The 15,320-nt window shown below is 66.3% G+C and carries 15 protein-coding genes and 1 tRNA gene; 8 read left to right on the top strand and 8 right to left on the bottom strand.

Translation table 11 applies throughout. The features are described 5' to 3' along the window. Window positions 1-13: 13 nt before the first annotated feature. From U9J39_RS09715 to U9J39_RS09695, 5 genes are all read right to left on the bottom strand, one after another. Window positions 14-90, bottom strand: a tRNA-Met gene (locus tag U9J39_RS09715). Window positions 91-222: 132 nt separating this feature from the next. After that, window positions 223-1,920: an MFS transporter gene (locus U9J39_RS09710; RefSeq protein WP_115708248.1), complete on the bottom strand. Its 1,698-nt coding sequence runs from the start codon at window positions 1,918-1,920 to the stop codon at window positions 223-225. Window positions 1,921-2,167: 247 nt separating this feature from the next. Further along, complete coding sequence (locus U9J39_RS09705; protein ID WP_115708250.1) at window positions 2,168-2,500, bottom strand: DUF4212 domain-containing protein; 333 nt, start codon at window positions 2,498-2,500, stop codon at window positions 2,168-2,170. Then, window positions 2,497-4,041, bottom strand: coding sequence for a sensor histidine kinase (locus U9J39_RS09700; protein WP_115708252.1), 1,545 nt, complete (start codon window positions 4,039-4,041; stop codon window positions 2,497-2,499). The genes U9J39_RS09705 and U9J39_RS09700 overlap by 4 nt, the downstream gene beginning before the upstream one ends. Before the next feature lie 48 nt (window positions 4,042-4,089). Beyond that, the gene (locus U9J39_RS09695) at window positions 4,090-4,779 is read right to left on the bottom strand and encodes a response regulator (RefSeq protein ID WP_115679437.1); all 690 of its coding nucleotides are present in this window, start codon (window positions 4,777-4,779) and stop codon (window positions 4,090-4,092) included. Window positions 4,780-5,014: 235 nt separating this feature from the next. Here U9J39_RS09695 and recA point away from each other — a divergent pair, with 235 nt between their 5' ends. From recA to U9J39_RS09655, 8 genes are all read left to right on the top strand, one after another. Next, entirely contained in the window at window positions 5,015-6,079 is a 1,065-nt protein-coding gene (recA, locus tag U9J39_RS09690; RefSeq protein WP_115679438.1) for a recombinase RecA, read from the top strand. A 141-nt stretch (window positions 6,080-6,220) separates the two neighbouring features. Continuing rightward, window positions 6,221-6,688, top strand: a complete 468-nt coding sequence (recX, locus tag U9J39_RS09685; protein ID WP_115708256.1) for a recombination regulator RecX — start codon at window positions 6,221-6,223, stop codon at window positions 6,686-6,688. A 336-nt stretch (window positions 6,689-7,024) separates the two neighbouring features. Further along, entirely contained in the window at window positions 7,025-7,732 is a 708-nt protein-coding gene (locus U9J39_RS09680; RefSeq protein WP_115708258.1) for a DUF2889 domain-containing protein, read from the top strand. An 89-nt stretch (window positions 7,733-7,821) separates the two neighbouring features. Continuing rightward, window positions 7,822-8,988 (top strand): ADP-forming succinate--CoA ligase subunit beta, encoded by a 1,167-nt coding sequence (gene sucC / locus U9J39_RS09675; protein WP_115679441.1) that lies wholly within the window; start codon window positions 7,822-7,824, stop codon window positions 8,986-8,988. 88 nt (window positions 8,989-9,076) lie between these two features. Then, window positions 9,077-9,958: a succinate--CoA ligase subunit alpha gene (sucD, locus tag U9J39_RS09670; protein ID WP_115679443.1), complete on the top strand. Its 882-nt coding sequence runs from the start codon at window positions 9,077-9,079 to the stop codon at window positions 9,956-9,958. Between the two features lie 237 nt (window positions 9,959-10,195). Beyond that, window positions 10,196-10,891, top strand: a complete 696-nt coding sequence (locus tag U9J39_RS09665) for a TerC family protein (RefSeq protein WP_326346976.1) — start codon at window positions 10,196-10,198, stop codon at window positions 10,889-10,891. Between the two features lie 317 nt (window positions 10,892-11,208). Continuing rightward, on the top strand, window positions 11,209-11,679 hold the full coding sequence (locus U9J39_RS09660; protein WP_326346975.1) for a pilin: 471 nt from the start codon (window positions 11,209-11,211) through the stop codon (window positions 11,677-11,679). 92 nt (window positions 11,680-11,771) lie between these two features. Beyond that, window positions 11,772-13,586, top strand: a complete 1,815-nt coding sequence (locus U9J39_RS09655; RefSeq protein WP_326346974.1) for a PglL family O-oligosaccharyltransferase — start codon at window positions 11,772-11,774, stop codon at window positions 13,584-13,586. A gap of 1 nt (window position 13,587) precedes the next feature. Here U9J39_RS09655 and U9J39_RS09650 read toward each other — a convergent pair whose 3' ends face one another. The 3 genes from U9J39_RS09650 to moaC form a co-directional block, all read right to left on the bottom strand. Beyond that, entirely contained in the window at window positions 13,588-14,103 is a 516-nt protein-coding gene (locus U9J39_RS09650; protein ID WP_115708265.1) for a hypothetical protein, read from the bottom strand. A gap of 16 nt (window positions 14,104-14,119) precedes the next feature. Continuing rightward, window positions 14,120-14,554, bottom strand: a complete 435-nt coding sequence (locus tag U9J39_RS09645; RefSeq protein ID WP_116312178.1) for a hypothetical protein — start codon at window positions 14,552-14,554, stop codon at window positions 14,120-14,122. A gap of 233 nt (window positions 14,555-14,787) precedes the next feature. Further along, on the bottom strand, window positions 14,788-15,267 hold the full coding sequence (gene moaC, locus U9J39_RS09640; RefSeq protein WP_035816150.1) for a cyclic pyranopterin monophosphate synthase MoaC: 480 nt from the start codon (window positions 15,265-15,267) through the stop codon (window positions 14,788-14,790). Window positions 15,268-15,320: the final 53 nt, after the last annotated feature.

Raw genomic sequence — 15,320 nt, 5'->3', positions numbered from 1 at the left:
CTTTTCAAATAGATGGTGGCGAATCAGGGACTCGAACCCCGGACCTGCGGATTATGATTCCGTCGCTCTAACCGACTGAGCTAATTCGCCAACGAAGACTGAGATTATACCTGGGCTTTCTCGGCTGTCAACACCTTCCGGTGAAGATTTTGCACGAGGCTTCCGTGCATAAAAAACGGCAGGCCCGCGGGCCTGCCGTTCTTCTTGGTGCCGCACGACCGCTCAGTCGTTGGCGTAGATGTTCACGTCCTTGGTCTCGCGGATAAACAGCGCGCCAACCACGAAGGTGAGCGCGGCGATGATGATCGGGTACCAGAGGCCGTAGTAGATGTTGCCGTTCTGGGCCACCAGCGCGAACGAGATGGTGGGCAGCAGGCCGCCGAACCAGCCGTTGCCGATATGGTAGGGCAGCGACATCGAGGTGTAGCGGATGCGGGTCGGGAACAGTTCCACCAGCATGGCGGCGATCGGGCCGTACACCATGGTGACGTAGATCACCAGGATGACCAGGATCACCAGCACCATGATCGTGTTCATCTGCGCCGGGTCAGCCTTGGTCGGGTAACCGGCCGCGGCCATCGAGCTGCCCACCTCCTTCTTGAACGCCGCGATCTGCTGCTTGCTGGCGTCGTCGAAGCTGTGGCCGTTCACCAGCTTGGCATCGAAGGCCTTGATCTCCTTGTCGCCGATCTTGACGGTGGCCACGGTGCCGGCCGGTGCCTCGACCACTTCATAGCTGGCCGAAGCCTGCGCCAGGGTACGCTTGGCGATGTCGCACGAGCTGCGGAAGTCGATCTCGCGGGCGATCGGGCTGCCCTGGAACGAGCACTGCTTCGGATCCGCGGTCACCACGATCTGGGCGCTTTGCTGGGCGCGCTCCAGCGCCGGGTTGGCGTAGTGGGTCAGGGCCTTGAACAGCGGGAAGTAGGTCAGCACGGCCAGCGCGCAGCCCGCCATGATGATCCACTTGCGGCCGATCTTGTCCGACAGCGCGCCGAAGAAGATGAAGAACGGCGTGCCGATCACCAGTGCGCCGGCGATCAGCAGGTTGGCCGTCTTGGCATCGACCTTGAGCACCTGGGTCAGGAAGAACAGCGCGTAGAACTGGCCGGTGTACCAGACCACGGCCTGGCCGGCGGTCAGGCCCAGCAGCGCCAGGATCACGATCTTCAGGTTGCGCCACTGGCCGAACGATTCGGTCAGCGGTGCCTTGGAGGTCTTGCCCTCGGCCTTCATGCGCTGGAACGCCGGCGATTCGTTCATCGACAGCCGGATATAGACGGACACGCCCAGCAGCAGGATCGAAAGCAGGAACGGGATGCGCCAGCCCCAGACCTCGAAGTTCGGACCGGTCGCCTCGCGGCACAGCAGGATCACGATCAGCGACAGGAACAGGCCCAGCGTGGCGGTGGTCTGGATCCACGAGGTGTACGCACCGCGCTTGCCGTGCGGGGCGTGTTCGGCCACGTAGGTGGCGGCGCCGCCGTACTCGCCGCCGAGCGCCAGGCCCTGCAGCATGCGCAGCGCGATCAGGATGATCGGCGCGGCCCAGCCGATGGTGGCGTAGCCCGGCAGCAGGCCGACGATGAAGGTCGACACGCCCATGATCAGGATCGTCACCAGGAAGGTGTACTTGCGCCCGATCATGTCGCCGAGCCGGCCGAACACCAGCGCGCCGAACGGCCGCACGATAAAGCCGGCGGCAAACGCGAGCAGCGCGAAGATGAAGGCCGAGGTCGGATCCAGCCCGGCAAAGAACTGCTTGGCGATGATTGCCGCCAGCGAGCCATACAGGTAAAAGTCGTACCACTCGAACACCGTGCCCAGCGACGAGGCAAAGATCACCTTGCGCTCTTCGGCAGTCATCGGTGCGTTCTGCGCGCCCCCTCCGGGCACCGCAACGTTTTGCACGTTTGCCATTTGTCTCCTCCGTCTGGAATGGATCCCGGGGCGGGCGTGGCGCGCGGAAAGCGCCGCGCGGCTGGCCGCTATGCCCAGAGTTGCAGAGGATTGTGGGTGGCGAAACTTACTGCGTTCTGACAGATTCCGGCGCGCCGCCAGCAAAAAACGTCGGGGTATACGCTAGGCGCGCACGGGGCTGTGGATGCTGCGCTGCGGGTCCTCGGCGCATGCGCTCCGCATGGTTATGCGCGTTGCGGGCGTGCGGCTATGCAGCATCCGCGCCGGGTCCGCGCGAGGCGCCTTGCGATGGCATTGCCGCCGGCGGCGGCTCGGCGCTGACGGCTTCGGCATCGTCATGGTTCATGCGCCAGGCATAGAGCGCGGCCATCAGCACATAGACCACCAGCGCGCCCTGTGCGCCGACCCAGAACGAGAACGGCCAGCCGAAGAAATTGAAGCGCAGGTCGCGTGCAAACCACGCCACCACGAAGGTGACCGTGAACCAGACCGCGAGCAGGCCGCAGATCCAGCGCAGGTTGCGATGCCAGGCAAGGCGATGGCGAGCGTCGGCGCTGCCGGGGGCAGGGGTGTCGTTCATGCGGACGGAAAGTTTTCGGGGCGGCGCAGCGTCACGCGGAAGTGCGCGCCGGCCAGCCGTGGCGATTGCTGGTAGACGTGGTCCGAGATCTGGACGTCGCCGCCGTGCTGCTGCACGATCTCGCGCACGATCGCCAGGCCCAGGCCGCTGCCTTCGGTGTTGGTGCCGAGCACGCGGTAGAAGCGCTCCATCACGCGCTCGCGCTCCGACGGCGCAATGCCCGGGCCGGTGTCTTCCACGTCGAGGTAGGCGAACGGTTCGAAGGCGTCGGCGCTGACCCGCACCGTGGCGCGGCCGCCGCGCGGCGTGTAGCGGATGGCGTTGTCGAGCAGGTTGTTCAGCATCTCGGTCAGCATCAGGCGGTTGCCCTGGACCATCACCGGATGGTCGTCGGCATCGAGGCCCAGGTCGATGTCGCGCGCCCATGCCTGCGGCAGCCAGTCCTTGACCACCTCGCGCGCCAGCGCTGCCAGGTCCAGCGCGGCCATGCCGCCGGTGCCGGCCAGGTTTTCCATGCGCGCCAGCGACAGCAGCTGCGTGACCAGGTGCGCGGTGCGTTCCGAGCTGCCCGCGATCTGCGCCAGCGAGCGCCGCAGTTCTTCCGGCGACTGCTCGCGCTGGGCCAGTTCGGCCTGCATGCGCAGGCCCGCCAGCGGCGTCTTCATCTGGTGCGCGGCATCGGCGATAAAGCGCTTCTGGGTCTGCACCGACTGGTCCAGCCGCGCCAGCAGGTCGTTGAACGAGCCCACCAGCGGCGTGATCTCCTGCGGCGCGGCGCGTTCGTCGATGGGGCTGGTATCGCCCGGATTGCGCGCGCGGATGCGCTGCTGGATCGCGGTCAGCGGCGCCAGCCCGCGCGACAGCCCGAACCACACCAGCACCACCGCCAGCGGCAGGATCACGAACTGCGGCAGGATCACGCCCTTGATGATCTCGTTGGCCAGCCGCGCGCGCTTGTCCAGGGTCTCGGCCACCTGCACCAGCACCGGCTGGGTGCCGCTGACCTGCTTCAGCTCGATATAGGTGTAGGCCACGCGCACGTCGTTGCCGGCGACGCGGTCATCGCGCAGCGACACCAGCCCGGCGTGGCCCTGGTCTTCCTCGGAAGGCAGCGGCAGGTCCTGGTCGCCGGCGATGTACTCGCCGCGCTTGCCGACCACCTGGTAGTAGATGTTGTCGGTCTCGTCGGCACGCAGGATCTCGCGCGCCGACAACGGCAGCTGCAGCGTGACCCGGCCATTGACCTCGCGCACCTGCTGCGACAGCACGATGGCGCTGGCTTCCAGCGCGCGGTCGAAGGGACCGTTGGCAATCGACTTGGCCACCAGGTAGGTCACCGCGATGCTCATCGGCCAGAGCAGCAGCAGCGGCGCCAGCATCCAGTCCAGGATCTCGCCGAACAGCGAGCGCGGCGCGGGATGGGCGGTGCTTTCCTCCAGGTGCGGCAGCGCGTCGGCCAGGTCCTGGTCGGTGGCGTCCGTGGAAGGAGGAGGGGGCGCGGCGCGCGGCACGCGCCGCCAGGGCAGTCGCAGCAGGCTCATGTGGGCGAGATTGCGCTCAGGTCGGTCACGCGGCCTGCGGTGATGGAATCAGTGCGGCGCGGCCACCGCCGGCTGGAATTTTTCCAGGCAGTAGCCCAGCCCGCGCACGGTGGCGATGCGGATGCCGCCGACCTCGATCTTCTTGCGCAGGCGGTGCACATAGACCTCGATGGCGTTGTTGCTGACTTCCTCGCCCCATTCGCACAGGTGGTCCACCAGCTGTTCCTTCGACACCAGGCGGCCGCTGCGCGTGAGCAGGATCTCCAGCAGGCCGATCTCGCGCGCGGACAGCTCCAGCATCTGGTCGTTGAGGTAGGCGATGCGCCCGACCTGGTCGTAGGCCAGCGGCCCGTGGCGCATCAGCGTGGCGCCGCCGCCGGCGCCGCGCCGCACCAGCGCGCGCACGCGCGCTTCCAGCTCGGACAGGGCGAAGGGCTTGGCCATGTAGTCGTCGGCGCCGAGGTCCAGGCCCTTGACGCGCTCGTCGACGCTGTCGGCGGCCGTCAGGATCAGCACCGGCAGCATCGCGCCGCGCGCGCGCAGCCGCTTGAGCACCTCCAGCCCGGACATGCGCGGCAGGCCCAGGTCGAGGATCAGCAGGTCGAAGGTCTGGGTCGACAGGGCCGAATCCGCTTCCAGGCCATTGGCGACATGGTCGACGGCGTAGCCAGAGTGGCGTAGCGAACGGGTCAGGCCGTCGGCCAGCACGTCGTCGTCTTCGGCGATCAGAATGCGCATGGTTGTCTCCACCCTGGCCGGCATAGCCGGCACCGGTGCGCAACGGCACGGGGGCGCGAAGGGGCTTGCCAAGCATACTGTTTTTTTATACAGTACCCGCACGTTCCGCTGGGGCCGCCCGGGGAGACCCCCTGGAGTGCGGCCGCGCAGACAGCCGGGCCGGCGCCGATGCCGGCAAATGCCGGTGCCGCGCCACATGCGGCCTATTTATACACCATTTGATTCAAGGACGACCATGGACGACAAGAAGGCAGGTGCCGGCGTGAGCGCCGAGAAGCAGAAGGCGCTTGCCGCCGCGCTCTCCCAGATCGAGAAGCAGTTCGGCAAGGGCTCGATCATGCGCCTGGGCGACGGCGAGGTCGAAAAGGACATCCAGGTGGTTTCCACCGGTTCGCTCGGCCTGGACATCGCGCTTGGCGTCGGTGGCCTGCCGCGCGGCCGCGTGGTCGAGATCTACGGGCCGGAATCCTCGGGCAAGACCACGCTGACGCTGCAGGTGGTGGCCGAAATGCAGAAGCTGGGCGGCACCTGCGCCTTTATCGACGCCGAGCACGCGCTGGACGTCAACTACGCCTCCAAGCTCGGCGTCAATGTCGGCGACCTGCTGATCTCGCAGCCCGACACCGGCGAGCAGGCCCTGGAAATCACCGACGCGCTGGTGCGCTCGGGCTCGATCGACCTGATCATCATCGACTCGGTTGCCGCACTGGTGCCCAAGGCCGAAATCGAAGGCGAAATGGGCGATTCGCTGCCCGGCCTGCAGGCCCGCCTGATGAGCCAGGCGCTGCGCAAGCTGACCGGCACCATCAAGCGCACCAACTGCCTGGTGATCTTCATCAACCAGATCCGCATGAAGATCGGCGTGATGTTCGGCTCGCCCGAAACCACCACCGGCGGCAATGCGCTGAAGTTCTACGCCTCGGTGCGCCTGGACATCCGCCGCATCGGCTCGATCAAGAAGGGCGACGACGTGATCGGCAACGAGACCAAGGTCAAGGTGGTCAAGAACAAGGTATCGCCGCCGTTCCGCGAGGCCTTCTTCGACATCCTCTACGGCCAGGGCATCTCGCGCCAGGGCGAGATCATCGACCTGGGCGTGGATGCCAAGATCGTCGAGAAGTCCGGCGCCTGGTACAGCTACAACGGCGACAAGATCGGCCAGGGCAAGGACAACGCCCGCGAATACCTGCGCGAGAACCCCGACATTGCCGCCGAAATCGAAAACAAGGTGCGCGCGGCACTGGGCGTGGTGGCCATGAATCCCACCGCTGCAGCCGCCGCGGCAACGGTCGAAGACTGACCGCGCCGGCGGCCGCTGCGCCAACTGACCGCGCCGGCGGCCGCTGCGCCATCCGGAAGGCCGGGGCATCGCCGATGCCCCGGCCTTTTTGCTTGGCCCGCGGCGCCCGTTCTTTCTGTTAACCGCTGATCCCGGTCACCCATGGCAACCCGTCCCCCGCTGTCGCTGAAGGCGCGCGCCGTCGGCTATCTGTCGCGCCGCGAGCACAGCCGCGCCGAGCTCGCGCGCAAGCTGGCGCCGCATGCCGAGTCGCCCGAGCAGCTGGAACAACTGCTGGACGCGCTGGAGCGCGAGAACTGGCTGTCGAACCAGCGCTTTGCCGACAGCCTGGTGCATCGCCGCGGCGCCCGCTACGGTACCGCGCGCGTGATGCAGGAAGCCAAGACCCACAAGCTCGGCAGCGAGCAGCTGGGCGAATTGCAGGAGCGCCTGCGTGCCACCGAGGTCGAGCGCGCGCGCGAGGTCTGGCGCAAGCGCTTCGGTACGCCGCCCGACACGCCCGAGGCGCGGGCCAAGCAGATCCGCTTCATGGTGGCACGCGGCTTTTCGCGCGCGGTGGTCGGCAAGATCATCCAGGGCGCGGACGAGGACTACGGCGACGTGGACTGAGCCGAGTGACGAGGCGGCCTCGGGAAGTACCTGCGCTGCCGTCATGTGTATTTCGCTGCGTTGCGTCATCTCGCCATGCCGGCCCCCGGTTCTTGTCGGGGCCGCGAGCCGGTGCCTGCTGGTGCATTGCGGCAAGGCCGCCCGCCCTGCCGCGGCGCCATGGTCGGCCGACAATCCGGGCGCGACAGTCGCCGCACAAGGATGTTCCCGGCCAACGCGGCATGCCATGTTAAACTCCCCGGGTTAATCGGTGCCGCGTCGGCGCCGCGGCACCACGGTGCCCCAGCCCCCCGGATTCTCCGTAGCTTCCGTATCTTCCGTATCCCCAGCCTGGCCATGCCTCTGTCCCAGCCCGTCAACCGCTCCCTGCGTCACCGCCGTGCCATTGCGGCCGAGGCGTACCAGAGAGAGGACGGCCTGTGGGACATCGAGGTGCGCCTGACCGACACCAAGCCCCGCGACATCGAACTGGCCGGCGACCGTATCCGCCCGCAAGGCCAGCCGCTGCACGACCTGTGGCTGCGCATCACGATCGACGAGGAAATGACGGTGCTGGATGCCGAGGCCTGCTCGGACTGGGTGCCGTACCCATCCCATTGCGACACGATCGGCCCGGCTTACCGCAAGCTGATCGGGCTGAACCTGCGCAAGGGCTTTCGCAAGGCGGTGCGCGAGCGCCTGGGCGGCATGCACGGCTGCTCGCACCTGACCGAAGCCGCCGGGGTGCTGCCGAGCACCGCGATCCAGGCCTTTGCCGGCGAGGTCATCAGTATCCGCGACAACGGCGAGGACGATCCGAATCCGGAGCCGCCCTATCAGTTGAACGGCTGCCACGCCCTGCGTTTCGACGGCGAGGTGGTTCGTCAGTTTTACCCGCGCTGGTATGGTCACCAGCCGACGCCCAAGGCAAGGGCCGAGGCCGCGCCTGCCGTCGCATCCGCGCCTCAGGCGCAGCAGCCCGCGGCCAATGGCGACCGCGGTGGTCACGCAATCGACGGCAACGACGCTGTCCCGGCCGACCGGCCGACCGGCACCTCCGGCTGATTCTCAGGATCGGCCAGCCCGACGAGAGAGTTCGTCTTCTTTCAGATTCTTCCCTTCTACCTTTTACGCCTACCCGAAAGGAAACACGCATGAATATCCATGAGTATCAAGGCAAGGAAATCCTGCGCAAATACAATGTGCCGGTTCCGCGCGGCATCCCCGCGTTCTCGGTTGACGAGGCCCTGAAGGCCGCAGAACAACTCGGCGGCCCGGTGTGGGTTGTCAAGGCGCAGATCCACGCGGGTGGCCGCGGCAAGGGCGGCGGCGTCAAGGTTGCCAAGAGCATGGACGAGGTCAAGACCTACGCGTCCAACATCCTGGGCATGCAGCTGGTCACGCACCAGACCGGTCCGGAAGGCAAGAAGGTCAACCGCCTGCTGATCGAAGAAGGCGCCGACATCAAGAAGGAACTGTACGTTTCGCTGGTGGTGGACCGCGTGTCGCAGAAGATCGCCCTGATGGCGTCGAGCGAAGGCGGCATGGACATCGAGGAAGTCGCTGCTCACAGCCCGGAAAAGATCCACACCCTGATCGTCGAGCCGTCGACCGGCCTGACCGACGCTGACGCCGACGACATCGCCCGCAAGATCGGCGTGCCCGACGCGAGCGTGGCGCAAGCCCGCCAGGCCCTGCAAGGCCTGTACAAGGCGTTCTACGAAACCGACGCTTCGCTGGCCGAAATCAACCCGCTGATCCTGACCGGCGACGGCAAGGTGATCGCGCTCGACGCCAAGTTCAACTTCGACTCGAACGCGCTGTTCCGCCATCCGGAAATCGTCGCCTACCGCGACCTGGATGAAGAAGACGCCAACGAAATCGAAGCCTCGAAGTTCGACCTGGCCTATATCTCGCTGGATGGCAACATCGGCTGCCTGGTGAACGGCGCCGGCCTGGCCATGGCAACCATGGACACCATCAAGCTGTTCGGCGGCGAGCCGGCCAACTTCCTCGACGTGGGCGGCGGTGCCACCACCGAGAAGGTGACCGAAGCTTTCAAGCTGATGCTGAGCAACAAGAACGTGCAGGCCATCCTGGTCAACATCTTCGGCGGCATCATGCGTTGCGACGTGATCGCCGAAGGCGTGATCTCGGCCTCGAAGGCCGTGTCGCTGAACGTGCCGCTGGTCGTGCGCATGAAGGGCACCAACGAAGAGCTGGGCCGCAAGATGCTGGCTGACTCGGGCCTGCCGATCATCTCGGCCGACACGATGGAAGAAGCCGCCCAGAAGGTCGTGGCTGCCGCCGCCGGCAAGTAAGCCGAGGCGCCGTTACCCAATACAAGCGAACTTCGGCAGCGCGCGTGGCCTTTGCCCGCGCTGCCCGAGTCAAGCAAAGGACGAAAGCATGTCGATTCTGATCAACAAAGACACCAAGGTCATCACCCAGGGCATCACCGGCAAGACCGGCCAGTTCCACACCCGTGGCTGCCGTGACTACGCCAACGGCAAGAACGCGTTCGTCGCCGGCGTGAACCCGAAGAAGGCGGGCGAAGACTTCGAAGGCATTCCCATCTACGCCAGCGTCAAGGACGCCAAGGCCCAGACCGGCGCCACCGTGTCGGTCATCTACGTGCCGCCCGCAGGCGCCGCCGCCGCGATCTGGGAAGCCGTTGACGCCGACCTGGACCTGGTGGTCTGCATCACCGAAGGTATCCCCGTGCGCGACATGATGGAAGTGAAGGACCGCATGCGCCGCGAGAACAAGAAGACCCTGCTGCTGGGACCGAACTGCCCGGGCCTGATCACGCCGGACGAAATCAAGATCGGCATCATGCCGGGCCACATCCACAAGAAGGGTCGCATCGGCGTGGTGTCGCGCTCGGGCACGCTGACGTACGAAGCCGTGGGCCAGCTGACCGCGCTGGGCCTGGGCCAGTCGTCGGCTGTCGGCATTGGTGGCGACCCCATCAACGGCCTGAAGCACATCGACGTGATGCAGATGTTCAACGACGATCCGGAAACGGACGCCGTGGTCATGATCGGTGAGATCGGCGGTCCGGACGAAGCCAACGCGGCCAACTGGATCAAGGACAACATGAAGAAGCCGGTGGTCGGCTTCATCGCTGGCGTGACCGCGCCTCCGGGCAAGCGCATGGGCCACGCCGGCGCGCTGATCTCGGGCGGTGCCGACACCGCCCAGGCCAAGCTGGAAATCATGGAAGCCTGCGGTATCAAGGTGACCAAGAACCCGTCCGAAATGGGCCGCCTGCTGAAGGCAATGCTGTAAGCCCTGGCCGACTTTCCCGCGACAGCGGGATCGACCGTTCCCTCAATGCCCCCGCTTCGGCGGGGGCATTGTCTTTTCCGCGGAAGTGATTCAGGGGCCTTGATGACCCCGAACATTACAAGATTGAAATCTAATCGAAAGGTTGGTCGGGTAAACAGTCATGTCTGCGCCTTCAGACATCCGAAATCCCGTCAGATGACGAGGCGCGCCATCACATAGAACTCGAGGAGCCTCCCCGTGGAACTGCTGTCTTCCACCACTTTCTGGATTGCGTTGGGATCGATCATCCTGACCAATATCGTCCTGTCCGGCGACAACGCGGTAGTGATCGCGCTCGCCTCGCGCAACCTGCCGCCAGCCCAGCAGAAGAAGGCCATCTTCTGGGGCAGCGCCGCCGCCATCATCATGCGCGTGGTGCTGACCGTGGCCGCGGTCAAGCTGCTGAGCCTGCCGTACCTCAAGATCGTCGGCGCCGTGCTGCTGGTCTATATCGGCGTGCAGCTGCTGACCGGCGATGACGACGAGGAAGGCCACGACGGCAAGGACAATATCTGGGCCGCCATCCGCACCATCCTGATCGCCGACCTGGTGATGTCGCTGGACAACGTGGTCGCCGTGGCCGCCGCCGCGCAGAAGGGCCCCGAGGGCAGCCAGCTGATGCTGCTGATCGTCGGCCTGGGGCTGTCGATCCCGCTGATCGTGTTCGGCAGCACCATCCTGCTCAAGGTGATGGAGCGCTTCCCCGTCATCATCGTGCTGGGCGCCGCGCTGCTCGGCTATCTCGCCGGCGAAATGCTGGTCAGCGACCCGGTCGACGCCGCCTGGTTCGAAATCCACGTGCCGCACGCCCACCTGGTCTTCGGCGCCGCCGGCGCGATCCTGGTCGTGATCATCGGCAAGCTGCTGAGCCGCCGGTCGGCACAGACGGCTTGACGGCAACCAGCGCATGCGCGAAGGGGCGGCAAGCTGGCCGCCCTTTTTCATTGGGGGCTGCGCCAGGGGTGTCGGTGCCCATGCCCACTAACTCATGTGAGTGATCGCACTTTTTGTCGCGCTTGCCTGTGTTAGCGGTCCCAGGTGACAATTTTTGGCGCAAGCGGCAAGCATCACCCCCACGGGTGACGAAATTTGTCGCTTTTCACCCCCTACGGATGGGGGATGCCGCTGGCACACTTGCTGCTCAATCGTCCCCGCGTCACGAAACCGAAGACGTGCAACGCTTAACCAAAATCTCTTCGAGGGGTCAAATCATGCAACGGGTACAACAACTGAAGAAGCTGGGCCGTCGTGTCCAGAAGGGCTTTACGCTGATCGAACTGATGATCGTGGTGGCGATCATTGGTATTTTGGCTGCGATTGCGATTCCGCAGTATCAGCAGTACAGCGCGAAGGCGCGCTTTGCTGAAGTCATTCAAGCGACTGCACCGATTAAAACGGCTGTCGAAGTTTGTCTTCAATCGGAAGGAACAATTGCAAACTGTACTACGCCGAGTACTAATGGAGTCCCGGCCAACCCGGCCGCTGCAGGCTTTGTTGCCTCTGTGGCTCTGACTGGGAATGCGAACCCTGCTACCGCCGCAGTTATCACGGCGACCGCAGTGGGTACGAACGGGCTGGGAGGTGCAACCTATATCCTGACTGGCACGCCAAACGCAGCTGGTGCGGCAAACGCCATCGCTTGGGCGGTAACCGGAACCTGCAGAACCACGGGTCTCTGCTAATCATCCGCTCAAACAAAGAAAGCGCCTTCGGGCGCTTTTTCTTTGCCTAGCGCCCAAGCTATCATGCGCCTTTTCCCAACCCAGGCGCCGCAATGCCGCCTTCCCGGCCAAACTTCTCGTCGGCTGTTCTCGTCGCAGCAATCGTCATCCCGCTGCTGGTCTCCCGGCACACGCTGCCGCTTGCCACGTTCTATGGCGAATGGGCGGCCGCGCTGTGCGGCATGGTCGCGGTTGCTGCCGTCGTGGTTCAAGCGATTCGCCGGCCGGGGACCTCGACTGAAGTTGCTTTCGCATCGCTGCCGCTCATCTCGCTGCTATTTCTCTGGCTTGTTGTCGTCAGCCTGATCTTCGCGATCCAGGGCCACGCCGACGTTTCCGGCAGCCGCCTGATGACTGTCCTCACGTTGCTGCTCGGCGCCACTGTGGCATCTGCTGCATGGTGGTACCGCCGCACCCATGGCAGCATGTCGGATTCTGCGGACGCCCTTGCCATTGCGGCGTTGATTGCCGGCCTACTCGGGACCGTCACCCAATGGGCGCAGCTCTTCCACCTAGAACCCCGCTCCTTCGGCCTCGTCTCCACCTACTTCTACGACACCAACCGCCGCCTCTGGGGCAACCTGAACCAGCCCAACCACCAGGCCACCGTACACGGCCTGGCACTGGTCGCGTCAGTGTGGCTGGCCTCGCGCGGCCGCTTGCGTTTCCCGATGTGGCTGGCCGCGGTGGCCCTGCTGGAAAGCGGCATCGTGCTGTCCGGCTCGCGTACCGGCGTGCTGCATGTGGGCCTTGCCGCGTGCTACGCGTTGATTGCGGCATGGCTGGCGCGGGGCGAGCGACGCGGAACGGATCCGATGCAGCGCCCGGTTGGGCTGGTCGTCGCCGCGGTTGCCATGGTGGCGATGCTCTTGATATTGCAACCCACGATCAAGGCGGCGGGGCAGGCCTTTGACTGGCGCCTGTTCGACACCGTCGCCCAACTCGAGGCCGAAGACCAGATCTCCGCGCGCGGCGCGCTGTGGGCGCACGCCATCGCCATGTTCCGCGCCCATCCGTGGTTCGGCGTCGGCTGGGGCGAGTTCGGCTGGGCGCAATTCCAGCAGCTGGAACAGGTGGGCGTGAAGGTCGAGATGTCCCTGCACGCCCACAACGCGATTCTCGACCTGCTGGCGAAGACCGGGGTCGTCGGCACCGTTGGCGTCGCCGTGATTTTGCTGGCGTGGCTGTGGCGGGTGGTGCGGGTGCGCTTGTGGCATGGCGATCCGGAAGAGCGCAGGCAGACGGTGCTGGTGCTGACCTGGCTGGCGATGCTGTGCGCGCATTCGATGCTGGAATACCCGCTGCATTACCTGTATTTCTTCCTCCCGTTCTGCTTCATGCTGGGGTGGCTGGAGCCATCGGGCTTTGGGCGCTGGCGGGTGCCGTTGCCGGTGGCGCGGGGGCTGGCGCTGGCGTTTGTCGCGGTGGCCGCGGTGGTGCTGGGCACCATGTGGCAGGACTATCGCCGCGCGGAAGCGCGCGAGTATGCCAGCAGCGAAGGCCGCCAGGCGCTGCCGATGCCGCGCTTCTGGTTCCGCCAGCATGCGCAGGCCGATGTGGCGGGACAGGCCGCGATCACGCCGGAGAATGCCACGTCACTGTTGCCTGCCCATGTCGCGGCGGTGCACCTGCTGCCGACCCCCACCATGATCGCGCGCACGGCATGGCTGCTGGCGCTGACGGGCGATGCCGCGCAAGGCCGGCAGTGGATGGAGCGCCTGCGCTGGTACTACCTTGGCGACGAGGCCGCGCAGTACGCGACGATCGCGCAGGCGTGCCGCGGCGTCAAGGCGGAAGCGCGCCCGCAGGCGTTCTGCGGCTGGGTGCTCGACCGCTCGCGGCGGTTTGCGGAACTGGGCCGGGACTGACCTAGTAATACGGGTACGGGCTGTAGTAGACCGGCGGCGGGGGCGGCGGATAGTAGTACCGCGGCGCCGGCGCCGGGGCGGCGGCCACGCGCCCCGGCACGGGCACGCGATTGCCGCTGGCGTACATGCACTGCACGTAGGCGGCGTCGTACTGCTGCTGCGTGCCATAGCCGGCGTATTGCGCATTGCCGGCGCCGACCGCCGCACCCGTGAGCAGGCCGAGGCCCGCACCCACCGCCGCTCCCGACCCGCCGTCGAAGGCCGCCCCCGCAGCAGCGCCCAGCGCGGTGCCGACCACCGCGCTGCCGAGCGCGGCATTGTTGGCCGCCTGGGCCGAAGACACGCCGCCGACGCGCCCCAAGGCGAACTGCCGGCAGTTGTAGTCGTCGGCGCGGAACTGGTCGAAGTTCTTGCCGGTTCCGGGCAGCGCCATCACGCTGGGCCCGGAGGGCAGCACGGCGCAGGCGCCGAGGGCGAGGGTGGCCACGGCCAGCGTGGCGCGGGTCAGGGCATGCATGGTGTCACCCCGTGTGTCAGGAATTGGCGGGCGGCTGTGCCGGCACGCGTTGCCAGCCGCCCGGGCAGGATGCGACGTAAGGGTAGTAGCCTTCCGGCTGGCTGCAGTGGTACCACCAGCCCTGCTGCGGCATGACGCCGTCCGGGCCGGGGGCGGGCACCGGGCCGTTCGGGCCTTGCTCGATGTATTCTGGCGGCGCCGCGGGCACCGCGACCACGGCGGGCGGGTAGTAGTACGGCGCGGGGTAGCCGTAGGGATAGCCGCCGTAGAACGCGCCGGGCCCGAGATAGATGCCGACGCCTACGCTGGTGCGCGTCTTCACCATGCCGTCGCGCAGATCGCCGCCATGCCAGGCGGCATCGTGGAGATCGGCCCGCCCGGCGAGGGCGGCGCCGCTGGCGGCCGTGGCCGCGAGTGCCAGGGCGATCTGGCAGAGCATGCGCCCGTTCATGGTGTCCACCTCATCCCCGCGCGCGTCGCGGACAGGGTCAGCCAGCCGCAATCCCTGGCGGCCCGCAATCATATTGAATACCAAATTGTCGCGCGCGGATGGTGGGGACGGCGCGTGTGGAAATGCGGCGTTACCTTTATTACCAGGGAAGGAAGATGGCGTAAGACGAGGCAACGTCCGCCCTGGCCCGGCGTACTGCACACGTCACGTACGCTGTGTCGCGAGCAGAGCAATCAACCCGCCGCTACCCAATCCCCGGACTTGCCGCCATGCTTTTCCAGCAGCTTCACATTGCCGATCACCATGCCGCGGTCCACCGCCTTGCACATGTCGTAGATCGTCAGCAGCGCGACCTGCACGCCGGTCAGTGCCTCCATCTCCACGCCGGTCTGGCCGCGGGTCTCGGTGCGCACGGTGCAGGCGACGGTGGCGGTGGCCTCGTCCAGCGCGAACTCGACCGCCACCTTGGTCAGGCCGATCGGGTGGCACAGCGGGATCAGGTCGGCGGTGCGCTTGGTGGCCATGATCGCCGCCACGCGGGCGATGCCGATCACGTCCCCTTTCTTGGCGCTGCCGTCGCGCACCAGGGCGAAGGTGGCGGGCTGCATGGTGATGGTGCCGGTCGCCACCGCGACGCGATGGGTGCTGGCCTTGTCGCCGACGTCGACCATGTGGGCTTGTCCGGCGGTGTCGAAATGGGTGAGCTGGGTCATGATCGAGAGCTTCGGGCGAACTGCATGCATGGGGCCGCCGGTGCCGCCAGTGT

The organism is Cupriavidus sp. SS-3, assembly GCF_035818815.1.
In the GTDB taxonomy this organism is placed as follows: Bacteria; Pseudomonadota; Gammaproteobacteria; order Burkholderiales; family Burkholderiaceae; genus Cupriavidus; species Cupriavidus taiwanensis_C.
Note: the sequence above shows the minus strand (reverse complement) of the source record. Positions and strands in the feature narration are given on the sequence as shown.